Source organism: Pseudomonas sp. G5(2012), assembly GCF_000408945.1.
Lineage (GTDB): Bacteria > Pseudomonadota > Gammaproteobacteria > Pseudomonadales > Pseudomonadaceae > Aquipseudomonas > Aquipseudomonas umsongensis.
Genome location: NZ_APIO01000074.1, coordinates 15,592 through 38,629, shown reverse-complemented (window position 1 = coordinate 38,629; position 23,038 = coordinate 15,592). Strand labels below are relative to the sequence as shown.

Annotated in this window: 21 protein-coding genes; 7 read left to right on the top strand and 14 right to left on the bottom strand. The window is 58.9% G+C overall.

The window, feature by feature from the left end; all coding sequences use genetic code 11:
- Positions 1 to 9: 9 nt before the first annotated feature.
- Positions 10 to 1,062: a YCF48-related protein gene (locus PG5_RS21885; RefSeq protein WP_020799305.1), complete on the bottom strand. Its 1,053-nt coding sequence runs from the start codon at positions 1,060 to 1,062 to the stop codon at positions 10 to 12.
- 496 nt (positions 1,063 to 1,558) lie between these two features.
- On the opposite strand from PG5_RS21885, the gene PG5_RS21880 reads away from it, so the two are divergent.
- Together PG5_RS21880 and PG5_RS21875 are read left to right on the top strand one after the other, a co-directional pair.
- Complete coding sequence (locus tag PG5_RS21880) at positions 1,559 to 3,475, top strand: hypothetical protein (protein ID WP_256228596.1); 1,917 nt, start codon at positions 1,559 to 1,561, stop codon at positions 3,473 to 3,475.
- Between the two features lie 489 nt (positions 3,476 to 3,964).
- The gene (locus PG5_RS21875; RefSeq protein ID WP_081648182.1) at positions 3,965 to 5,269 is read left to right on the top strand and encodes an ElyC/SanA/YdcF family protein; all 1,305 of its coding nucleotides are present in this window, start codon (positions 3,965 to 3,967) and stop codon (positions 5,267 to 5,269) included.
- An 83-nt stretch (positions 5,270 to 5,352) separates the two neighbouring features.
- Here the strand turns inward: PG5_RS21875 and pepN are convergent, their stop codons facing one another.
- From pepN to PG5_RS21845, 6 genes are read right to left on the bottom strand one after another with little or no spacing between them, the layout of a single operon-like run.
- Entirely contained in the window at positions 5,353 to 8,010 is a 2,658-nt protein-coding gene (pepN, locus tag PG5_RS21870) for an aminopeptidase N (RefSeq protein ID WP_020799302.1), read from the bottom strand.
- Between the two features lie 10 nt (positions 8,011 to 8,020).
- Positions 8,021 to 8,851, bottom strand: a complete 831-nt coding sequence (locus PG5_RS21865; RefSeq protein WP_020799301.1) for a DUF2797 domain-containing protein — start codon at positions 8,849 to 8,851, stop codon at positions 8,021 to 8,023.
- Positions 8,848 to 9,108, bottom strand: coding sequence for a YeaC family protein (locus PG5_RS21860; RefSeq protein ID WP_020799300.1), 261 nt, complete (start codon positions 9,106 to 9,108; stop codon positions 8,848 to 8,850). Before PG5_RS21860 ends, PG5_RS21865 begins: the two co-directional genes overlap by 4 nt.
- Before the next feature lie 34 nt (positions 9,109 to 9,142).
- Positions 9,143 to 10,012: a rhomboid family intramembrane serine protease gene (locus PG5_RS21855; RefSeq protein WP_020799299.1), complete on the bottom strand. Its 870-nt coding sequence runs from the start codon at positions 10,010 to 10,012 to the stop codon at positions 9,143 to 9,145.
- Entirely contained in the window at positions 10,009 to 10,980 is a 972-nt protein-coding gene (locus PG5_RS21850) for a metallophosphoesterase (RefSeq protein ID WP_020799298.1), read from the bottom strand. The genes PG5_RS21855 and PG5_RS21850 overlap by 4 nt, the downstream gene beginning before the upstream one ends.
- A complete protein-coding gene (locus tag PG5_RS21845; RefSeq protein ID WP_020799297.1) occupies positions 10,980 to 11,870 on the bottom strand; it encodes an NAD(+) kinase in 891 nt (296 codons plus the stop codon). Before PG5_RS21845 ends, PG5_RS21850 begins: the two co-directional genes overlap by 1 nt.
- Positions 11,871 to 11,992: 122 nt before the next feature.
- On the opposite strand from PG5_RS21845, the gene PG5_RS21840 reads away from it, so the two are divergent.
- Entirely contained in the window at positions 11,993 to 12,943 is a 951-nt protein-coding gene (locus tag PG5_RS21840; protein WP_020799296.1) for a DUF1853 family protein, read from the top strand.
- A gap of 105 nt (positions 12,944 to 13,048) precedes the next feature.
- On the opposite strand, the gene PG5_RS21835 is transcribed toward PG5_RS21840, so the two are convergent.
- Positions 13,049 to 14,152: a DUF2855 family protein gene (locus tag PG5_RS21835; RefSeq protein WP_020799295.1), complete on the bottom strand. Its 1,104-nt coding sequence runs from the start codon at positions 14,150 to 14,152 to the stop codon at positions 13,049 to 13,051.
- A gap of 55 nt (positions 14,153 to 14,207) precedes the next feature.
- Here PG5_RS21835 and PG5_RS21830 point away from each other — a divergent pair, with 55 nt between their 5' ends.
- Complete coding sequence (locus PG5_RS21830) at positions 14,208 to 14,867, top strand: TetR/AcrR family transcriptional regulator (protein WP_020799294.1); 660 nt, start codon at positions 14,208 to 14,210, stop codon at positions 14,865 to 14,867.
- A 9-nt stretch (positions 14,868 to 14,876) separates the two neighbouring features.
- Here PG5_RS21830 and PG5_RS21825 read toward each other — a convergent pair whose 3' ends face one another.
- A complete protein-coding gene (locus PG5_RS21825) occupies positions 14,877 to 15,437 on the bottom strand; it encodes an NADPH-dependent FMN reductase (RefSeq protein ID WP_020799293.1) in 561 nt (186 codons plus the stop codon).
- Positions 15,438 to 15,618: 181 nt separating this feature from the next.
- Here PG5_RS21825 and PG5_RS21820 point away from each other — a divergent pair, with 181 nt between their 5' ends.
- On the top strand, positions 15,619 to 15,843 hold the full coding sequence (locus tag PG5_RS21820; protein ID WP_020799292.1) for a hypothetical protein: 225 nt from the start codon (positions 15,619 to 15,621) through the stop codon (positions 15,841 to 15,843).
- Positions 15,844 to 15,933: 90 nt separating this feature from the next.
- Positions 15,934 to 16,827 (top strand): LysR substrate-binding domain-containing protein, encoded by an 894-nt coding sequence (locus PG5_RS21815; RefSeq protein WP_020799291.1) that lies wholly within the window; start codon positions 15,934 to 15,936, stop codon positions 16,825 to 16,827.
- On the opposite strand, the gene PG5_RS21810 is transcribed toward PG5_RS21815, so the two are convergent.
- The 5 genes from PG5_RS21810 to PG5_RS21790 form a co-directional block, all read right to left on the bottom strand.
- Positions 16,793 to 17,407, bottom strand: coding sequence for a GNAT family N-acetyltransferase (locus PG5_RS21810; RefSeq protein ID WP_020799290.1), 615 nt, complete (start codon positions 17,405 to 17,407; stop codon positions 16,793 to 16,795). The genes PG5_RS21815 and PG5_RS21810 overlap by 35 nt on opposite strands.
- A 14-nt stretch (positions 17,408 to 17,421) precedes the next feature.
- Positions 17,422 to 19,677 (bottom strand): Orn/Lys/Arg decarboxylase N-terminal domain-containing protein, encoded by a 2,256-nt coding sequence (locus PG5_RS21805; RefSeq protein WP_020799289.1) that lies wholly within the window; start codon positions 19,675 to 19,677, stop codon positions 17,422 to 17,424.
- A 189-nt stretch (positions 19,678 to 19,866) separates the two neighbouring features.
- Positions 19,867 to 20,631 (bottom strand): DNA polymerase III subunit epsilon, encoded by a 765-nt coding sequence (gene dnaQ, locus PG5_RS21800; RefSeq protein WP_020799288.1) that lies wholly within the window; start codon positions 20,629 to 20,631, stop codon positions 19,867 to 19,869.
- A gap of 213 nt (positions 20,632 to 20,844) precedes the next feature.
- Positions 20,845 to 21,297, bottom strand: coding sequence for a ribonuclease HI (gene rnhA, locus PG5_RS21795; RefSeq protein ID WP_020799287.1), 453 nt, complete (start codon positions 21,295 to 21,297; stop codon positions 20,845 to 20,847).
- A gap of 89 nt (positions 21,298 to 21,386) precedes the next feature.
- Positions 21,387 to 22,145, bottom strand: coding sequence for a class I SAM-dependent methyltransferase (locus PG5_RS21790; RefSeq protein ID WP_020799286.1), 759 nt, complete (start codon positions 22,143 to 22,145; stop codon positions 21,387 to 21,389).
- Between the two features lie 65 nt (positions 22,146 to 22,210).
- Here PG5_RS21790 and gloB point away from each other — a divergent pair, with 65 nt between their 5' ends.
- Positions 22,211 to 22,978 carry a hydroxyacylglutathione hydrolase gene (gene gloB, locus PG5_RS21785; RefSeq protein ID WP_020799285.1) on the top strand — a complete coding sequence of 256 codons (768 nt, stop codon included), beginning with the start codon at positions 22,211 to 22,213 and terminating at the stop codon, positions 22,976 to 22,978.
- The last annotated feature ends 60 nt before the right edge of the window (positions 22,979 to 23,038 follow it).

Genomic DNA, 23,038 nt, shown 5'->3' with positions numbered 1-23,038 from the left:
TAACCCGGCTCATTTGCCCAGCTCAGCGCCATTTGGCGAAGTGGCGCGAACGCCGCCCTGTCCAGCCAGAATCAGATTGCCATTCCCTGCGGCGACGACCGATGAGAGCGAGATACGATCCCGACGGTTGAAGACGCTGAAGGTTTCACCGTTGTCGCTGCTGCTGATCACCGAACCGCCGTTGCCGACGATCACAATGGAACCATCGTCAAGCAATGTACCGCCGGACAGGCCGAATTCCAGATCACCGCGTTCAGCCTTGAGTTTGACCTGCTCCCAAGTGCTGCCGAAATCCGTGGAGCGGTAAAGATTGCCGCGCAGGCCATACGCCAACAGCGTATCGGGTTGCGCGGTGCCGATCACACCGAACAGCGAGCCCTCATACGGACCTTCGAGCTTTTCCCAGGTCTGGCCCCAATCGGCCGAGCGGAACATGCTGCCCTGCTCGCCAACGATAAACAGGCCGGCATCCTTGACCGCCGTGATGGCGTTGAGGTGGAACTGGTCTTCGTTGTCCAGGCGGTCGCTGACGTCTTCCCAGTTCTTGCCGCCGTCGGTGGTGGCCATCAACGCACCGTAGGCGCCCACGGCGAAGCCGCTGTTGGCGTCCTGGAACCAGACGTCGAGCAGCGGCGATTCGCGTTTCAGATCTTCGAATTGCTTGGTCCAGGTGACTCCGCCGTCTGCGCTGCCGAGGATTTGCGCGTCATGCCCCACGGCCCAGCCGTGCTTGTCATCGACAAAGAACACTGAAGTCAGTAGCTGGCGGGTTGGCACCTTGGCCTGGGTCCAGGTGGAACCCTGGTCGTCGGAATACAGAATGTGCCCCCGATCCCCGACGGCCACCAGGCGCTTGCCAGCGTGTACGACATCGAGCACCAGGCTTTTGCTGGCCTTGGCCGATTCAACGGAATAAACGACGTTGGACGCTGGCGCGTCAGCGGCCAGCACCGATGTTGACCACACGGCACAGCCCAACAGCGAGAGCGCTGTAGCCAGCAACGCGAATTTGCGCAATGCCGGCGGGCGGCAGATACCCACACCCATGACAGGCTCACTCATAGACCTTCCCCCTTTATTATTGTTAGGTCGTTCAACCTTTCAGGGCGCCGAAAGGGGTACTCACGGGACGTCCTGTTTCAAAAGCATAGTCTTGAAACCCGCAATCCAGAGCCCCTTCGGAAGCTGGCTTATCCTATCGGTGTTTTTCGACGGCTGACAATCGACGGCACGTTATGTTTTGTTAACCGCGGGTCGATGCGTCCCGGGTGAATGGTCGGGTATTACCGCGGGTGATCGTGTTATCCATGGACGGTCTATGCCGGTGTTTGGCTGATCCATGCAGTCCAGCAAATTGTATCGATGAGCGTTTTTTGTCAGAAGCCGACTTGTCGTTCCCCTATGGTGGCTCGCATTGACTCCCCATGGACAGCAAGAAATGATTCCTTCCCCAATTGGCGCCTCATCCAGCCGCCCTCTCGCAAACAACGACCGTCCGATAGTCCCTACACCCATTGCGAAAGCGGTGAATTTCGTTTGCCAGGGACAGGAGAAGTTTGTGGCACTCGCGCAATCACCGGAGGAAAAACCAGGGCGTGATTCGTCTGCGGCGGGACCGAAGCCAATCGGGGGTGGCCGTAAGAACAGAGTGGTCGCGATGCGAGAGCAAAAGCAGCAGCGCTTCGAAGAGCTAAGGCAAGATCTGAAGGAGTTGCTGCCGCAACTGATACAGACGAAAAAACGCGTTGGTGTCACCTACAACGTCATGCAGAAAAAAACAAACGATCCGTCATGCTCCGAACAGGAACGGGCAAAGTTCAAACAACTTTACCTCACCGAGCTACACGCTCAACGCGCAGGCGATGTCACGATGCTGGGCTTCATCGAGGAAATGACGGGCTTGAGGCCGGATTCTTTCGCCGCTCAAACACGTTGCGACTTGCTGGAACAACTGATCAACAATGCTCGTGCGCAAATCACCATTAAAAGCCTGGATATCGACGCAGCTAAATGCAATTACACCCATTCCAATAGTGATGAGGTGCAGCTCGCTACAGCCCTGCTAACCGAAGGTACTGTCGTAGTGGATGGTTTTTTGGAATACATGGGTGAACTCTGCGAAATCTACGAAACGCTGATCAAGCTTCATACGGAGGTGGGAAGCCGTCTTCGCCAACTTCAAGGGATGTCGCACCACGGGGCCGAGGCCTGGGAGCGATTGACCAGCAACAGGCCCGATAATGACGCTAGCGTGCTGGGTACCAAGGTCTGCCAACTGACCACCTTGACCTCTCTCGGCGCCAAGGAGCCTGGCAGCGACACGTCAGCAGCACTGCTTGACGTTATGGCACCCCTGCAGTTGTTGTTCTCGTCCTATATTGAGCTTCAAATCTCAAAGCACTATAAAAGCGACGATCGTATTGCCGTACTGGATAACCTGGTCAAACACTACGACACCGCAATGGTAGGGCTCACCAGTATTGGCATCCTGAGATCCGATGAATTGCAGCCGGACCGGTTCGCCCATCTGTGTGAAATCGTTGGACAGTTGCGCGACGATGCCGAGCTCCGTCTGGCTGATGAACTGAAGAGCGCTGAAACGCCGTCCCCGACATCGAAAGCCGAACTTCCCGCTACATCGCCCTCCCGCAAGCGGGTCATCCACACTGTCAAAGGCACATTGATCGGAGAGGTTCGGGCTCGAGTTGCCAATCAGGGCACAAACATTGTCGACGTCAGAAGCCCTTTCGAAGACCAGCCACTGGCCTCGTTCCGCGAAGATAAATCGAATGCCTGGGTGGAAATCGTCGAAGCGAGTAAAACCGCACCGAAAGCGCGCGTGACTCCCTACCCGCAACTCAAGGGCGATGCTCGAAAGGCGTTGGCGAAAATCGATGAGCTGGTGCACAAATTCGAGGGCTACGCACGAGGGGCGAGCCATCCAAAGGGAATCGAAGAGAGCTTGCAGAACACGGCTCAGTATCTGATCGACTATGCGGACCGCCTGGAACGCCACGAAAACGCACCGTCAAACTCGCAGAAGGATGCCGACCTCGTCAAAGACCTGCGGCTCACGGCTGGAACAATCAAGGAAAAAGCAACGCAACTGCGTATCCAAATATCCCTGGCCCAAGCCCCTACCAGCGAAGCCGTGGAGTATCTGTTTCGTCACAAGGAGGTTCACCCGCAAAAAATCGGCGAACGCATACAACTGAAAACCGGACGCCAGGACTTTTTGCAGGAATACGTTCTGATGAACAATAACAATCGGCCATTGTGGTATGCGCACTTTCATTACAAAACATCAAGTGATGCCAACGCCGATTACACCGCCGCCAGCCTGAAAACCAAAGATCAGCGCTTTGAAACCAATGCCACGGCACTGGCCAAGGCACAAAACGCTCACCAGAAAATCGACATTTATCGCGGCCACATCGACAAGGAACTGGCCACGAAAATTTTCTCGCTGCCGTAACCCGTTCGCCGCGCAGTGACTGGCACTGCGCGGCATCAGGACCAAGCCAGGCTGATTCACGCAGTCCAGCGAACTGTATCGATGAGCGTTTTTTGTCAGAAGCCGACTTGTCGTTCCCCTATGGTGGCGCGCATTGACTCCCCATGGACAGCAAGAAATGATTCCTTCCCCAATTGGCGCCTCATCCAGCCGCCCTCTCGCAAACAACGACCGTCCGATAGTCCCCACACCCATTGCGAAAGCGGTGAATTTCGTTTGCCAGGGATAAGAGGAGTTTGTGGCGCTTGCGCAGTTACCGGAGGAAAAACCGGGGCGTGATTCGTCTGCGGCGGGACCGAAGCCAACCGGGGGGGCGCCCGTAGGAACAGAGTCGTCGCGATGCGAGAGCAAAAGCAGCAGCGCCGAACTGTAGTCATGATCGTTTTTTGACAGATATCGAATTGCCCCCGCCCTATTTTGATTCAAATTTACTAACCATGAAGGCGTGAAATGATTTCCTCGGTAAACGGCTCCTCATCCATTCAGTCTCTCGAACGCTGCTCCCAACCAACGGGCTCCACACCTGTTTCAAAAGGGTTGGATAAAGCATGCCAAGGAAAAGCTGAATTAGTGCTGACCAAGAACAATCGGCTCAATCAATTCACTGTTCCCAATGGGTATATCTTGACCTCCGGACGCCTAATCACCGTGGCGCGCCCTTATTCGAATGACAGCGCGGCGAAGTCACTCGAACAGACTCTGGCCAATGCGAAAACCATCCTGAACACCGCGCTCACCATGCGCAACCTGATCAAGGAAGGGCATGAACTCGCTGAACTAAAACCTGCAGGCAACTCACCGCAGATAGAACTGGCCACACGCATTCAGTCCAGCTTGGGCGACGCTACAAAGGGTCGTCTATCAGTACTCACCTCACCGATTGCCTTGACCGTCGACAACAGCAAGGTCACTTCACTCAGCCCTTCCAAGAGCGACATGGCCGTTTGGATAAAAAGCCATGACACGCCGGGCAGCTACATAGTATTGAACGGCAACAACGACGAAACCTACGTCTCATACATCGCCGACAAACTCGCGGACAGCAAGCACATCAACTTTATTACCAGCGGCTTCGGTGGCCACGGCACGACGGATCGCCATGCCATCGCGACCAACAAAACAGAAGGTGACCGCTTTAAAGAGTTGCTGATGGAAAAAGGCATCGCCCCACAACGGATCACAGTTGACCCCTTCTCGACCAACAGCGGTCAAAACGCAATTAACGTCGCGGACATCATCAACCGTGACATTCAGGGTGGAAAACCACTCGGCACGGTTATTGTCAGCGGTACGCCCGCCGCGGTGTTTCGACAAACCTACACCTATGCCCAACAACTCAAGATAAACAGCGAGACGCCATTTCAGATTGAATCATTCCCGTTCTGTGATGAAGCCAAATACACCACGCTCGCCGATAATCTCGCCATTATTCGCGAGTTTTCCACCACGCTGAATTACTTGTTTAATACTGCTTATCTACCAAGTAATGCAGGCCTCTACCCGGATGCGTTTTTTTCCTCGGTTCTGGATTGCCTGGCGACGTTCGCTGATAAGTTGACTGCGGACCATCCGAAAGATGCGGATAAATATGGAACGGTTGTCAGAGCTATTCGAACGATCGATCAACAGATGATTGAGCGATTCAAGTCGACGCAGTTGACCTCGGAAGACAAAATGGCCGTCCGCACAGTCGACGACTTCTTCAGATCTCTCTTCAACCCGCTGGAACTTACATTCAATCGCGGCACCGTATAAGCCACAAAAAAATGCCCGTAGCGCAAGATACGGGCATTTCAGTATTTCAACAGCCGTTGCGAAAAAACTCGCTCACACGGTCATCAAGCCAAGCTTTTACTCACCACCTCAAACACGTCACTGGACAACTGCCCCGAAGCACGAATGCGCTCCAGTTCGCCTTTCATCAACGCCTGACGGGCGCTGTCGTACTTGCGCCAGCGAGTCAGCGGTGCCAGTTGGCGCGAAGCGATCTGCGGGTTGAAGCCGTTCAACTCGATCACCAGATCCGCCAGGAAGCGATACCCGGAGCCATCCGCCGCATGGAAGTTGATCAGGTTCTGCCCGGCGAACGCGCCGATCAGGGCCCGCACCTTGTTCGGGTTCTTGATGTTGAACGCCGGGTGCTGCATCAATGCCTTGACCCGATCCAGGCCACCCGGCAGCACACTGCCGGCCTGGACGCTGAACCACTGGTCCATGACCAACGGGTTGTCCTTGAAGTGATCGGCGAAGCTGGCCAGTGCCTTGGCTTTCTGCTCTTCGAATGGCGAGTTGACCAGCACGGCGAGCGCAGTCAGGCGTTCGGTCATGTTGTCGCAGGCGTCGAACTGCTCCAGCGTCGCCGCCAGCACTTCGGGCTTGCCGCTGAGCATCAGGTACGACAGCGCAATGTTCTGCAGTGCGCGACGGGCAAAATGCTCGGCTTCGGCCACGTACGGGGTCTTTTTCGACAGGTCGCGGTTGGCCTGGTAACGCAGCCACAAGCCTTCGAACAACGCATCGGCCAGTTGCTTGCGGGCAAACTCGCGGGCGGTGTGAATCGCCTCGACGTCGGCCACTTCGCTGATTTCGGTGAGGTACGCTTCGCTTGGCAGCGACAGCATTTCAGCGACCATCGCCTGATCCAGCGACTCGTCGGACAGCACGGTACGCAAGGCCGAAACCAGACGCTGATCCAGTACCAGCGCTTCGCCCTTTTGCTGCTGGGCGATCAGTTCCTGCAACACCTGCACCGACAGTTGCTGACCGGCATCCCAGCGGTTGAAGCCGTCGCTGTCGTGCTGCATCAGGAACATCAGTTGGTCACGGTTGTACGGGAAGCTCAGTTTCACTGGCGCCGAGAAACCGCGCAGCAGCGAAGGCAACGGCTGTTCGGCGATGTCGACGAAGGTGAACGTCTGCTCGGCTTGGGTGACCGAGAGGACCCGGGAAGTCCCCTGTGCCGACGCTTCGCCGGCAAGACGCAGGGCAATTTCACCGCCCTGGCTGTCGAGCAGGCCGAGTTCGACGGGAATCACGAACGGCAGTTTTTCAACTTTGTCCGGGGTCGGCGGGCAGCTCTGGCGGAAGGTCAGGCTGTATGTTTTCGCCGCAGCATCATAAGACTCGCTCACCGCCAAACGAGGTGTGCCAGCCTGGCTGTACCAGCGCTTGAACTGAGTCAGGTCGACGCCATTGGCATCTTCCATGGCCTTGATGAAGTCATCGCAGGTCACGGCCTGGCCGTCATGGCGCTCGAAATACAGGTCGCTGCCTTTACGGAAGCCTTCGGCGCCGAGCAGGGTGTGGATCATGCCGACCACTTCCGAGCCCTTTTCGTACACGGTCAGGGTGTAGAAGTTGGAGATCTCGATGAAGCTGTCCGGCCGTACCGCGTGAGCCATGGGACCGGCGTCTTCGGCAAACTGGTGGGTGCGCAGGTAGGCCACGTCCTGGATGCGCTTGACCGTCGCCGAGTTCATGTCGGCGGAGAAGGCGGAATCGCGGAACACCGTGAAGCCTTCCTTGAGCGACAACTGGAACCAGTCGCGGCAGGTCACGCGGTTGCCCGACCAGTTGTGGAAGTATTCATGGGCAACGATGGCCTCGACCCGCTGGTGCGCGGCGTCGGTGGCAGTCTCGGCCTTCGCCAGCACGGCGCTGGAGTTGAAGATGTTGAGGCCCTTGTTCTCCATGGCGCCCATGTTGAAGTCGTTCACGGCGACGATCATGAAGATGTCCAGGTCGTACTCGCGGCCATAGACCTCTTCGTCCCAGCGCATGGATTTCTTCAGGCTGTTCATGGCGTGCTGGCACTTGTCGATGTTTTCCGGCTCGACATAAATGCGTAGCGCTACATTACGCTGGGTCATGGTGGTGAAAGTGTCTTCGACGCACCACAAATCACCGGCCACCAGCGCGAACAGGTACGCCGGCTTCTTGAACGGGTCTTCCCAGGTCGCCCAGTGCCTGCCGTCTTCGCCAGGGCCTGAGGCAATCGGGTTACCGTTGGACAGCAGTACCGGATAGCTGTGCTGCTCGGCGACCACCGTGGTGGTGAACGTGCTCATCACGTCCGGGCGGTCGAGGTAATAAGTGATCTTGCGGAAGCCTTCGGCCTCGCACTGGGTGCAGAACATCGTGCCGGACTTGTACAGGCCTTCCAGCGCGGTGTTGGTTTCCGGGTGAATCCTGACGCTGGTATCGACAGTGAACGTGGTGCTGGTCGGCTGCAGAGTCAAATGATTCTCGGTGAGTTGGTAATCGGCAAGGCCCAGCTCGCGGTCGGCCAGGGTCACCGACAGCAACTCCAGCTGCTGGCCATCCAGCACCAGCGGCGGCAGGCCCGGACCACGCTCGGGGTTGCGGCGCATCACCAGTTGCGCATGGACCAGGCTGTGGTCCTCGAACAACTCGAAGGTCAGGTGAGTTTCGTCGATCAGGTACTCAGGCGCCTGATAGTCCTTGAGGTAGATCATCTTCGGTTGTTCGGTGCGCATGCTGGAGTCCTTAACTATGCACGGCGAGCTGATAAGCCGTGTATTTACGAATGTTGATCACGCCGGTATCGAAGATCAGGTATTGGCCCTTGACCCCCATCAACGTGCCTTCGGCAATCGGGTTCTTGTCCAGGTTGAAGCTGACGATTTTCGCCGGATACTGATCGACCGGGAAGCGGATCTCGAGCGGTTCGACGTCGGCAATAGTCTGGATCGCCTGCAGGCCGAATCGTTCCTGCAAGCCTTGCAGGCCCTCGGCGCAGCTGTCGAACAACTGGTCACGGATCTGCGGCAGGTCCACCGATACCGCGTCCCCCTTGAGCAAGGCACGCCAATTGGTCTTGTCGGCGACCTGGCTGCGAAACAGATCTTCGACGAAGCCTGATTGCTGGCGGGTCGCGACGCGCATGATGGGCAACGCCTGGCTGGCGCCCTGGTCGATCCATCGGGTCGGCAGCTGGGTGGCGCGGGTGATGCCGACTTTTACCCCGGAAGAATTCGACAGGTAGACAATGTGATCGGTCATGCAGAACGTCTGGCCCCACTCCGGCTCCCGGCAGGTACCGGCGTCGAAATGGCAGCGTTCCGGGCTCATGATGCACACATCACACTGGGCCAGCTTGGTCATGCACGGGTAGCAGTAGCCCTGGCTGAAACTGGTCTTGGTCTTGCGCCCGCAATGGGTGCAGTGGATCGCCCCCAGGTATTCCAGGCGCACCGTGGTGCCGATCAACGGATTGACCGGCACCTCGAGATCGCCCAGGCGAAAGGCATATTGCACATTCGGCCCGTCCAGGCGCGCCGACATTTTACTGATTGCACCGCGGCCAATCTCGATCAATGGATGGCATCCGACTTGAACAGGATATTGGGTACTTGAATCGATTTGGAGCTGCATTCCTGCGGCCCCATGTAGCCAGTACGTTCTTCTTCAGGCAGGTTCTTGATTTCCCAGGCGATCATCGCCTGCAACGACAGTTCGCGTTGTTCGGCGGTGAGCTTGCCACCGTCGGACCATTTACCGATCTCCACTGCCAGTTTCAGGCTCTGGTAGATATCCGGGGTGATGTTCTTGATCATTTCGTTAAAAGAGGACATTGGGTCTCCGCGCTCTTTGAATCACATAACAGTTTTAGACGGCCAGTTTACGGCGGTTGTACAAACCACCCAACAAACCGGTCAAGCATCCGACGAGCAGCCCGCCAACGTGGGCCGCGTTGGCTATTTCGCCGAAACCGATCATCGAGACCAGTCCGGACATGCACAACAATAGCCATATCAGCATCATCGCCAATACCCCTCGGGGCAGGCGATAGGCGCTGTTGGGCGACAAAACCTGAAAAATCCAGCAGTGCCCGAGCAGGCCGTACAGCACCCCGGACAATCCGCCAAACAGGGTTGGCCCGCTGAACACGAACTGGGCATAGTTGGACACGAGGCTGAACAACAAGGTCAGGCCGATGAGGTTGACACTGCCCTGGCGCGATTCGATACGACGCCCCAGCTCCCAATACCACATGCCGTTCATGGCCAGGTGCAGGAAGCCGAAGTGAATCAGCATCGGTGTCACCAGGCGCCACCACTGCCCCGCTGCCAGGCTGTCGGCCAATGGCACAAAATGGATGTACTCGCCGACCACGCGAAAATCGAGAAACGTCAGCCAGCGCAACGTACTCAGGTTATCGCCCAGCAGTGTCAGCGCGCCGACGACCATGCTCAGCAACAGCACCGCCGCGGTCGCTTTGCCATGGCGTACCTGCTCGGCGAAGTTCGGCCGGCGAATCGACTGCGCGATCGGGATATCGAGCTTGTGCTCCGGATCGCCCTCGGGATAGCGCTCGTACAACACACGCACGTCGTCGCTGATGTTGGCCGGTACCCAAAGCACCTGTTCACCGGCTTCCTCGCTGACCCGATGCGGCACCTGCATGCGCTGCAACAAATTGACGAACCCGCTCAGGTCCACCGCCAGCGGCAGGCGCAAGACTGCGACGCGGCTCATTGCAACACCTCCGGTCGCTCGACATCGACCCAGACAAACTTGTGCGGGTCGAGCCGGGTTTCCTGGTCCAGTCGATAGGCCACCAGTTTTCCGTAGAGCACCGCACTGTAGTCCAGGCACGCCAGGTTCGGACGAATCGGCGCCGGTTTGCCGCTGCGCCAGTAGTGACCGACAAACAGCAACGGCTGGTCGGCGCCGTAGCGCAGCAGGTTGTTTTTTTCGGTTGACGACAGTGGCGTTCGGGCCACCGGGTCGGGCAAGGCGTCGGGCTGGAACACGATGTCTCCGTAGGTTTGCGGATCGTCTTCCCAGAATTTGGTACGGAAGAACGAGCGTGTCAGGCCATCGCCGCTGGTCATGGTCAGGCCATGGGGCAGGCGCATGTCGGTGCCGCGCAACAGGCGGTCGAACACGGTACAGGCAAAACTGTCGGGCACGGCCGAGGCCTGGAGGAAGTGCTCGTCGATGCAGCCATCGGGGAACAATGCCCGCAGCGGCTCGATCAATCCGGCGTCCCAGCAGGCATGCACCACCCGGAAGCGTCCGGCATCGATAAACAGCGGCAGTTCATAGAACCACTGCTGGAAGTCATGCCAGTCACCCGGATGATGTTCGAACTGGGTTAACGTTTCATGCAGCAATCGAGCGTGGCGCGGCGTGTGTTCGCGCACGAACTGCTTGCCACTGCCAGGCAATGCCGGGGTTACCCAGCCCAGGGCGTTGAATTCATGGTTACCCATGATGCACAGCGCCTGCCCTGCCTCGACCATGTCGTGGACGATGTGCAGCGCCTCGCGAATCCGTGGGCCGCGGTCAATGATATCGCCGACGAACACCGCCATGCGCGAGGCATGACGCCAAACGCCGGCTTGCTTGTGATAACCGAGCCGGTCGAGCAAGTGCTCAAGGGTCAGAGCGCAACCGTGCACGTCACCGATCAGGTCGTAGCTACGCGCGGGATCGAGCATCAGTCGCCTCCACCACCCAACCTGCTGCCCCAGCCGAGTTTGGTCCGGCACACTTCATAGTAGTTGTGGTCGAGGGGGTGGATCAGCCGCAACTTCTGGGCTTTCTTGCTGATGGTGATGGTGTCGCCGGGCGCACAGGTAAAGTGGTTCTGCCCGTCACACGAGACTTGCGGGTATATCTGCATATCCTTGGACACGACGATTTTCAGCTCACTGTTGCCATCGACCACAATCGGCCTGCCTGACAAGGTATGGGGGTACATCGGCACAATCACAATGGCGTCGAGCTTGGGATGCATGATCGGGCCACCGGCAGAAAGCGCATAGGCCGTGGAGCCCGTGGGCGTGGCGACGATCAGGCCGTCGGCCTTCTGACTGCAGACGAACTGGCCGTCGATGTACAGCTCGAACTCGATCATGCGCGTCGATTTGCCGGGGTGCAGCACCACATCGTTCAGTGCATCGCCCTGGCCAATGGCTTCGGCGTGGCGACGAACTTCAGCTTGCAACAGGAAGCGGTTCTCCACCAGATAGTGGCCATCGAGCACTTCGGCGACCTTGATTTCCAGCTCATCGGGGCGGATGTCAGTGAGAAACCCCAGGCTGCCCCGGTTGATGCCGAGCACCGGGATATTGTGCCTGGCCAGCGCCCGTGCCGCGCCAAGCAGACTGCCATCACCGCCCACCACAATGACCATGTCACAGACTTCACCGAGCATCTTGCGCGACGAGGTCTGCAAACCGTGGCCCGGCAGGACTTCGGCAATGGTGTCCTCAAGGATCACGTGCAGGTGACGATCGAGCAGAAAACGTTTCAGTCGGCGGACGGTATCCAGCACCTGGGAACTGCCGAGGCGTCCGATGATGCCGATATTACGAAATTGCTCCATGGGGCTCCTATGGGGACGCGGGGGCCTGCGACGGCGAAAAACACGATTATGGGTGAAAGCGCGAGATAGACAAAATCCTTTCAGCCTCAAGGTGCACCCACGATTCGGGCTATGCTCGCAAGATGATCCTATTTCCAGATTTGCTGCAGTTACCCCACCAGTTGCGCCACCCCGAAGTGCGCGACCTGGCGTGGGTCATCCTCGCCCCGCCGATGCTCGGCGCCACGCCCTGGCCGCAGAGACATCCATTGGCTGGCAGTGACTGGGTACAGGCCCCGGAACACCTGGAAACCTGGCTTAGAAAACTCGACCGGGACAGTTACGGTTTGCTGCACTGGCTGGCCCAGGCCCGCACCCGACGCCTGGGCCTTTATTATGAACGGCTTTGGCAGTTTGCCGTGCAGCATGCGCCCGGCATCGAGTTGATTGCCGCCAACATGCCGATCCGCCGCGAAGGTCACACCCTGGGCGAGCTGGACCTGCTGCTGCGCGATCGCGACGGCGTGCATCACCTGGAACTGGCGATCAAGCTCTACCTCGGCCCGCAGAACGGCGACGGGCACGACACCGCGCAGTGGCTCGGTCCGGGCTGCCACGATCGGCTGGACCGCAAACTGGCCCACCTGAGCCAGCACCAATTGCCGATTTCCGCGCGTGCCGAGAGTCGCGAGGTGCTGGCGGCGCTGGATATCCGGGAGTTCAGCGCGCATTTGTGGTTGGGCGGTTATTTGCTCTACCCATGGCCGGGACAGGCGGCCTCGCCCAGTGGCGCGCACCCACAGCACTTGCGCGGTCGCTGGCTGCATCAAAAGGATTGGACGAGGTTTTTCGCACGGAGTCCGCCCGGCCGCTGGCAACCCCTGCCCCGCCATGCCTGGCTGGCACCGGCGCACTATCCCGCGGAGCAGACCTGGGACGATGAACAGTTGCAAGCTTGGCTCAGCGATCTGGAGCCTTTGGCGCCGGCGCAATTGCTGGTACGCCTGACGGAAAATGCCCACGGCGATTGGGAGGAAGCGGAACGGTTGTTCCTGGTGTCGGATCTTTGGCCGAATGTGCCGGGGCAGTATTGAGTTTTTCGCTGGCTGAACTCCCCCCCCTTCGCGAGCAGGCTCGCTCCCACAGGGGAATGCATTTTAACTGTGGGAGCGAGCCTGCTCGCGAAGGGGCCACCTCAGTCACAACCGAATCACATGCCCCTCCACCGGCGCGACCTGTCCATGGAACAGGCGTGAAATAACCGACTGCGCCGCTTCGTAACCCTGGCTTTCCACCACCTTCAGCAATGGCGCTTCACTGGCCGTCACTTTCCGGAAAAACGCCTGCAAACCCTCGCCGATATGCTGGCTGACCCCTTCCGGCCCCCAATCGGCATTACGCTTGCGAATCTGGATCGGCGCAAAAAAGAACACCGGCTGCGGGCCCTCGATGGCTGTCAATCGCGCCTCATCGGTGCTTTGTGCCGAGCCGGCGAAACAACTGTAGGCCAGCTGTCCGGCGAAATGCCGGTGCACCTGGTCACGCAGCTCAAGGTCGCCGGAAAAATCCACATACAGTGTTGCACGATCATTGGGCACGTCCGCCAAATCCGCGTAAGACACCGCTCGCTCGTAACAACCAAGACTCTCGACAAAAGCCTTGTTACCGGTTGAAGTCAGCGCAACGCGTTCCACGCCGGCAAGATTGCCCAGGCAGACTGCGGTGCCGTAGGCGGTTTTGCTCGAGGCGCTGGAGAACACCAGTCGAGTTGCACCAAAGAACTGCTTGTCCTGCAAAAAGTCCGCGAGCATCGAAGAGGTCAGAAACAAGGGCTTGAGTAAAATCTGCAGGTTTTCGGTCTCCGGGCTGTAGTACGAATCCCAACTGCAGCGGGTGTATTGGTTGTACGCCGAGGTCAACCCGAGTCGATGCTCGGCACCGTCGTAGAAACCACGTTCGGTCACCCGTTCAGGGCGCATCCACAGATGGCTGGCAATCGGGAAATACCCGTAGAAACGTTCCCCGACCTTGATGCCAGCCACGTCAGAGGCCACGACATCGGCAAAGCCCCAGGCAGGGACGTGCCCCCACTGCTCTAATCCTGTAGGAAAGAACCCCCAGTAGTTCATCGAATTGCCATAGGCGGCGTAAGTAATGTTATTGGTCGTCAGCGCGCAACGGTCAATCTTCAAGATCACCTCGCCGGCCGCCGGAATCAGACTTCGCTGCAGCTCTTCAATCCGACTCTGGTCCAAGGCGTTTTTACGGGTTATCAGCCGTGTTACCGTACATGAACTTTGCATCCTTCAATCTCCTGCTGCGCTAGTGTGGCGGGTAGCACCAGAGTAATGGCCGCCGATGAAGAGCGGGTTCGGAAACACCAGGGGCGGCGCGCCCAACGTCAATCCCCGGGCAAAACCGCTGAAACGGCCGAGTCAGGCCCGGGCGATTTTCACCGTCGAAGCGATTTACCAGGCTTTTGTTCGGATTTGGCGCAGAAACGGTTGGCCTGGCTTGACCACCCGGGAAGTGGCACTTGAAGCAGGCGTTGCGATTGGCACGCTGTACGACTATTTCCCGAGCAAGGAAGCCCTGCTCTCCGGCTATATCCGACATCGACTGGATGCCTTGTTGCAGCATCTGGATGAAGCGGTTGTGCAAGCCAATGAACTGGACTGGGCAACCCGGATTAAACGCCTCATCCGCCTGACCTGTACCCCCGACGATGAGCACCAGCCCTTTTTCAACCATGCCGTGCTGCTCATCGAACACCAGATCGCCGAGCCCAAACACCATCGAAGGCTGTTCGACGAGCTGTCGCAGAAATGGCGCGAAGCGATCGCAGCCTGTGGCGATCTGCCTGTACCCCCCTCACAGGCGACTATCGATGCCTGGGTCATCATGGCGTGGGGCGGACGGCGTTATTGTGTCACCGCGCAACCAGCGGCGGCGCAAACCGCCGCATGGTTGTCGGAAATGGAAACAATGATTTGTAGCCGACTGGCTAACGGTTCGTAATCCGATGCATCAAAGCTTCTTGTGTTGCTCGACCCACTTGCCATAGGCATCGACGAACTTCTGCAAGAACGGCCTGACGGATTCCGACAGGTTGCCCGCCTCGTCGAACGCGGCACCGGCGCCACTGAGGTAGGCTTCCGGTTGTTGCATCATCGGCACATCGAGAAACACCATGGACTGGCGCAAGTGGTGATTCGCACCGAATCCACCGACCGCACCCGGCGAAACACTGATCACCGCACCCGGCTTGCCACTCCAGGCACTCTTGCCATAAGGGCGCGAACCCACGTCAATGGCGTTCTTCATCGGGGCAGGCACCGAACGATTGTATTCCGGGGTAACGAACAGCACTGCGTCGGATGAACTGACTTGTTGTCGGAAAGTACTGTAGGCTGCCGGCGGTGAAGCACCATCGATGTCTTCGTTGTAGAGCGGCAAATCCCCGATTTCGACGATGTTGAGCTTGAGGTTGGCCGGCGCCAGATCCGCCAGCGCGAGGGCGACCTTACGGTTGATCGATGCTTTACGCAGGCTGCCGACCACTACGGCGATGTTATAGACATTACTCATGGAAGACGCTCGATTGTCCGTGGGAGGAGCCTGTAGTTATAGATGATCAGGCGACGGTTCAGCCAATAAACACAGTATTGTGCGTCCTGATATATTTTTTTTACGTAGGAAAACTTACCGTGCCCAGTGGCGGTCTACCCCACCGCACATTGAGTGATTTATCTCCAGAGGTTCTAAGCAGATGGCAGCAGTACTCGTCGGTCAGTTCCATGCAAGAGATGCGGAAGGCCGTGTTTATTCCGTACATGAGTTCCAGGAATCCACCCAGTCCGCTGACGGCACGTCTGTCACCACGTACAAACTGGCAATTGGCGACCGCGTCAACAAACTCGATAACAACGAGTTTCAATTGGTGCAAACGGGTGTAACGCTGATCCGCGAACCGGAACCGATCGCCGCTTCATAACTCGGTGTTATGAGCAGAAGTCATATGCGCAGACTTGGGTTAGGATTCAGTCCTGACTCCTTCTTCACCTGCTGAACATGGACTTCACGCATGCGCTTACGCCATATCGAAGTGATCCAGGCGCTCTTGCAAACCGGTCACCTGGGCACCGCCGCTGAATGGCTGCAGTTGCCGGTGGCCGAAGTCGAACGCATTTTGCGCGACGCCGAGGATCAGTTGGGCTTCATGCTGTTCGCAAGCGTTCGCGGACGCTTGCAGGCCACGCGTGAGGCGCGGGCGTTGCAGGTCGAAATCACCCGTGTCTACGATGCACTCGAACCGGTGCAGCGCCTGGCGAGCAGCCTGAGGCAATACCTGGCCGCGCCGTTACGCATCATCTGCACCCCGCCCCTCGCCCAGCAATTGTTGCCGCACAGCATCGCCGCGCTGCGCCGACGCTTGCCTGACGCACCCTGTACGCTCCTGAGCCACCCCACACGCGAGATCGTGCGCAGCCTGCTGCTTCGCGAAAGCGACCTGGGCTTGAGCCTGCATGATCCCGATCACGCCGATATTCATTGCCAGCCAATCGCTCACGGCAAGCTGCAGCTGCTCGCCCCTCACGGCTGGCTGCAACCCAAGCAGAAGTACATCTCGCTCCAGGACCTGGCCGGCCAGGCGATGGTCGGGCTTGAAGGCCATGACCCGCTGAGCCCGGCGCTTGAAAACAAACTGCATGCGCTGCGGCCGGCGCCGGTGATACAGACGCGTGTGCAAACCCACCAGATGATGCGCAGCATGGTCGAGGCCGGTGAAGGCCTGGCCATTGTCGACCCTTTCACCGCCCTGGGCGCCAAATCGACCGGGCTCGACGCCTGCCCGCTGGCACCGGCCGTGCCGATCACCCTCTACGCCCTGACCCTGAAAAACGGCGAGCCCTCGCCAGCCCTTCAGGCTTTGCTGGCGATCATCACGGAACAAGCCGCGGTGATGTTGGCGAACTGATGGGGCTTTCCAGCGGGTTGTCGAACAATCGGTACCAGAACAGCGCCACTTCGGCAGTATTGGGGTCAATACCCCGATAACGCAGATGGTCAATGCCACCGATCATGAAGCCGCAACGCTCGTAAAGCCGACAGGCGCCCAAGTTGTTGTTCTGGGTTTCCAGCATGACGCCGGGCAGTTTCTTCTTGCGACTCCAGAACTGCGCCACATCCAGCAACGCCTTGGCCACACCGTGTCGCCTGGCCGGCGCATGCACCGCCAACTCATCGATATGGGCAAAACCGTTCCAGTTGGTGCTGATCACCAGGTGGCCAACAGGTTCGTCGTCCAGGTACGCCATGAAAATCGCGCTGTCGGCGGCATCGCGAAAGCTGCTGAACTCTTCCGGATCGATGCCATAGCATTTGCGATAAGGGGTGATGGGCGTGACCTGCCACTTCTCTACCGGCTGGCCGATTTCGGCAGCGCCGTAGGCGGCGACTTCAAAACTGAAATCACTGCCCCATATATAAGCGGCAAAGCCCTCGTCGGCCACGCGCACCGACAGCCCTGGGTAATTCGGATTCATAACCGGTTGCATACTGGGAAAGGTCCTCATTCCTTGATGCAATCGACGGTGTAGTGCCGTCCATTGCCCTCGTCTTCGTGTTGCAATCCATGCACATCAGCGACGAAACCCGGGAAACTGCTGTCGAACGTGCGAGCAAACGCCAGGTAGTCGATGATCGAGCGGGTCGCCTCGGTAAAGCGCTCTCCGGGCATGATCAACGAAATGCCCGGCGGGTATGGCACCAGCATCACGGCGGCGATACGTCCGTCCAGCGCATCGATCGAAACCGCTTCGACTTCGCCACGTACCAGATGATCATACGCATCCGCCGGCTTCATGGCGATTTGTGGCAGTACGGTGTACATCCGCTTGAGATGCTTGGCCGTGGCATTACTGCGATAACAGGCGTGCAACTGATCGCACAAGTCTCGCAAGCCCATGCCCTGATAGCGCGCGCCGTGCTGTTGCGCCACGCAAGGCAGGCAGCTGGCCAGACTGACGTTGGCGTCGTAGCTGCGCTTGAACTCCAGCAACTCGGTCAGCAACGTGCTCCACTTGCCCTTGGTGATCCCCATCGAAAACAACACCAGGAACGAATACAGCCCGGTCTTTTCGACCACCAGCCCGCGCTCCCAGAGAAACTTGCTGACCACGGCCGCCGGAATTCCGCGCTCGCTGAGCGCACCGCCCGCGGTCAGGCCCGGCATCACCAGGCTGACCTTGATCGGATCGAGCAAGACATAGTCGTCGCTCACTTCGCCAAAGCCGTGCCAGTCATCCGCAGGTTGCAGCAGCCAGTCCTCGGTCACCACACGGTCGATGCCTTCGACCGACGGCGGCTGCCAGATGGAAAACCACCAATCGTCGGCGGCGATATGCTGGCGCAGATTGGCCAGCGCCCGGCGAAAGCTCAGGGCCTCGTCGAACATCTCCTGCAACAGCGAACGCCCGGCCCCGCCCTCCATCATCGCCGACGCCACATCCAGCGACGCGATGATGCCGTACTGCGGTGACGTGGAAATATGCATCATGAAGGCTTCATTGAAACGATCACGGTCCAGTTGCCGGGCGCCGCCGTCCTGCACATGGATCATCGACGCCTGGCTGAACGCCGCCAGCAGCTTGTGCGTGGAATGGGTGGTGAACACCAGCGGGCTGTCTTCACTGCGGGACGTGCCCATGCCGTAGCGGCCGGTGAAAAACTCATGGAACGCCGCATAGGCGTACCAGGCTTCATCGAAATGCAAGACTTCGACGCTATTGCCCAATTGCTGCTTGATCAGTTCGGCGTTGTAGCAGAGGCCGTCGTAGGTTGAATTGGTCACCACCGCCAGCTTGACCTTCGGCGTCCGGCCCTTGGTCAACGGACTGGCTTCGATCTTGGCCTGGATCGATTCGCGGCTGAACTCACTCAGCGGAATCGGCCCGATGATCCCCAGTTCATTGCGCTCCGGGCACAGGTACAGCGGAATGGCACCGGTCATGATGATCGAGTGCAACACCGACTTGTGGCAATTGCGATCAACCAGCACCAGATCGTCGCGAGCAACCATCGAATGCCAGACAATCTTGTTCGCTGTCGAGGTGCCGTTGATCACGAAGAAGGTGTGATCGGCGCCAAAGTTACGCGCTGCCCGCGCCTCCGCCTCTGCCAGGGGCCCGGTGTGATCCAGCAGTGAGCCCAGTTCCGGCACCGAGACCGATAGATCCGAACGCAGGGTGTTTTCCCCGAAGAACTGATGGAAAGCCTGCCCTACCGGGCTCTTGTGATACGCCACCCCTCCACCGTGACCGGGGGTGTGCCAGGAATAATTGGAATCGGCGGTGTGCTGCACCAACGCCTTGAAGAACGGCGGCAGTAAGCCATCGAGGTACTTGCGCGCGGCCCGCGCCACCTGGCGTGCGAGGAATGGCACGGTGTCTTCGAACAGATACAGAATGCCGCGCAACTGATTGAGCTCGGCCATGGCGTCGGCGGGGGCGTTTTCCAGGGTCACTTGCTCGCCGAGGGCGAAAATGGGCAGGTCCGGCGCCCGCACTCGCGCCAGCCCGATCAGCTCGGCCATATTCTGTAATAAATGCGAATGGGCACTGGCGTCTTCTGCCGCTATCAGCATGCACGAGAGACCATGATGGGTCGACGCGACCAGCCGGCCTTCGGTGTAGTCCATCGCCGAGACGATACTGAAACCTTCCTGCTCCAGTTCCCGGGCGATACCCCGCACGCGATCACCAGCGACGGTGTCGGCCTTGATGTCGCGATGAACGATCAGGACCGGGAATTTCAGATCTTTATACATGGGGCTCAGTGTCCTGAGGCGGCAGGCCAGAGCCTGTCAATCACCTCAGGGTAGAGGGTTGGAGCGGATGTGGCGAGTGCGACGCACTGAAATGGGTCAACTGATCGGCGTGAAGATCAAAAGATCGCAGCCTCGCTTCACTCTGCAGGAGCTGTCGAGTGAAACGAGGCTGCGATCTTGTTAACGGACCTATGCCGAAGCCTCAGCCTCAGCCTCAGCCAATTGCAACCAAAGCGCCGGCCCACCGGCGGATTTGCTGATGATTTCCAGGCGCGCCATGTGCTGGGCCAGCTCTTCTTCAGTGGCGCGAATGATGCGCGCTGGCTGACGGTCGGCCGGCAGGCGGCGGATTTCAGTGGCGGAGTTGTCCGCACCCTCGCCGGAACCATTACCGTCCGACGCATTGCCCGCCAGGGACAGGCTGGTCTGGCCGCCGGTCATGGTCAGGTAGACGTCGGCCAGGATCTCGGAGTCGAGCAAGGCGCCGTGCAGCTCACGGCCGGAGTTGTCGACGCCATAGCGCTTGCACAAGGCGTCGAGGCTGTTGCGCTGCCCCGGGTGACGTTCCCGGGCCATCATCAAGGTATCGAGGATCGAGCAGTGCTGGGTGATGTCCGCACGATCGTGCTGGCCCATCAGGGCAAATTCGTTGTTGATGAAGCCAACGTCGAACGCCGCGTTATGGATGATCAGCTGCGCGCCCTTGATGAATTCGAAGAACTCTTCGGCCACCTCGGCGAAACGCGGCTTGCCCACCAGGAATTCGTTGGTGATGCCGTGGACGCCGATGGCGCCCTCGTCACTTTCGCGGTCCGGTTGCAGGTAAACGTGAAAATGCCGGCCAGTGAGGCGCCGACCGATCAGCTCGACACAACCGATCTCGATAATCCGGTGGCCGTCGGTCACCGGCATGCCGGTGGTTTCGGTGTCGAGTACAACGGATCTGGTGGCCATCGGGTGCTCAGCTCTCAATCGGTCAATCGGGCAAAAGCGGCGATATTAACACGCTTGCCGGGGTCTTTCAGATACACCGTGTCACGGCCTTCGCGAGCAGGCTCGCTCCCACACTGGATCGCAGGTGAACGCAGAATTTGCGCTCAAGGAGATCAAATGTGGGAGCGAGCCTGCTCGCGAAGGCAGCGACACAGTATGTCTTTGGCGTTGAATTCAGGCCTGTTTGAAGCCGCGCACTTCATCCACGCCACGGTTGGCCAGTTGATCCGCCCGTTCGTTGCCGTGATGGCCAATGTGCCCACGTACCCATTTCCAGGTGACGTTGTGGCGATTGACCTGCTCGTCCAGCAGCATCCACAGGTCAGCGTTCTTGACCGGTTCCTTGGCTGCGGTTTTCCACCCGCGTTTTTTCCAGTTGGCCATCCACTCGTTGATGCCTTTCATCACGTATTGGGAGTCGGTCACCAGCAACACATCGCACGAACGCTTGAGCTCTTCCAGGCCACGAATCGCGCCCATCAGCTCCATGCGGTTGTTGGTGGTATTGGCTTCGCCTCCCCAAAGTTCTTTCTCCACGCCCTTGCACACCAGCAATGCGCCCCAGCCGCCAGGGCCAGGGTTGCCCTTGCAGGCGCCATCGGTGAAGAGTTCTACGCTATCGCTCATGCCAATCTATCCAGAAAATGCAGTGGTTCGCCAATTGAAGATCGACGACGCCCAGGACCGGGGCAACCCCGGTCGGAAAAAAGGAAGTATCACGGTTCGATGTTACGACGATTGACCTTGGCCATCGGCAACGGGATCAGCTTGCCCATCGGCTCGCGACGCTCCTGACGGAGCGGTCGCAGGCCTACCACGATCTTGCGCGCCACCAGTAGATAGAAGCCGCCACCGGACAATTGCCAGTCACCGGCCTTGCGCTCCCAGCCGGCCAGGCGAGCCTGCCACGTGGGTGAAGCCAGCGGCGGACGATAGCACCCGAAGCGGCGTTTCTCCAGCGCGAAGCCCAGCAGGTTCAGCCAGTCCGCCACCCGCGAGGGGGAAATGCAGCGTGCCTTGCGCAATCCGTCATGGGCAAACACATGGCGCAGTCCCCAAGTACTCCAGGGATTGATGCCGATGATCAGCAAATGCCCGCCGGGCCGCACGCTGCTGGCCGCCTCCCGCAGCAAACCGTGGGGCGACAGGCAGAAATCCAGCCCATGCTGCAGCACCACCACATCGGCGGCATGCTCACTCAGCGGCCAGGCTTGCTCCTCGCAGACGATCTCGACCCCGGGCAACGGTGCACCCAGGCGCACGTTGCGCTGCACCTGCGGCGCCGACGGCGGGGTCTGGGCCGACGGCCCGTAATGCACCAGGTAGCCTCCGAAGAAACGCCCCAGCTCGTCTTCGAGCATGCGCCGCTCTTCATCCAGCAGCAGTTGCCCAAGGGGACCGGACAGCCAGTCACGTGCTGCGCTGATCAACGCCAGCCAGTCAGGATCAGCCTGAGCGAACGCTTTATCGGTCATTGCATTCTCCAACGCGCCAGGAAGTTCTAAGATGCGCCATTGTTTTCCGCTTGGCGAATCCGACGATGATACAGATCACTGCCCTGCCCGCCTTCACCGACAACTACATCTGGTTGTTACAAGACCCCGACACCCGACGTTGCGCGGTGGTCGACCCGGGCGATGCCGCGCCCGTAAACGCCTGGCTCGCGGCCAATCCGGGCTGGGTCCTGAGCGATATTCTGATCACTCACCATCATCATGACCATGTCGGTGGCGTCGAACAGCTCAAGAAAGCGACGGACGCGACCGTCTATGGTCCTGCCAGCGAAAGCATCCCCAAGCGGGACATCGCGCTCAAGGATAACGATCGTATCAATGTGCTGGGCCATGACTTCGAGATCATTTCGGTGCCCGGTCATACCCTGGGACACATTGCCTATTATCACCCCGGCCTGCTGTTTTGTGGCGACACCCTCTTCGCGGCAGGTTGCGGGCGCCTGTTCGAAGGCACGCCCCAACAGATGTACACCTCGCTGTCGCGCCTTGCCGCGCTTCCCGAGGACACCCGGGTGTATTGCACCCATGAATACACTCTGAGCAACCTGCGCTTCGCTGCCGCGGTCGAACCCGGCAACGCCGACACCCTTGAACGCCTGGCCAGCGTGGCCCGTCAGCGCGAAGCCGGCATCATCACGCTGCCCTCCACGGTGGCCCTGGAAAAACGTACAAATCCGTTTTTGCGTACCGGTGAAACATCCGTTAAAGAAAAAGCGGATGAACGGACCGGCACCGATAACTCCGCGCCCGATATGGTTTTTGCTGCACTAAGGGCCTGGAAAGATACGTTCTGAGCAGTTTGCACGATGGTCCAAAAACTCTGAAAGGTTGACCGCAGAGGGTGTGCTTTCTAG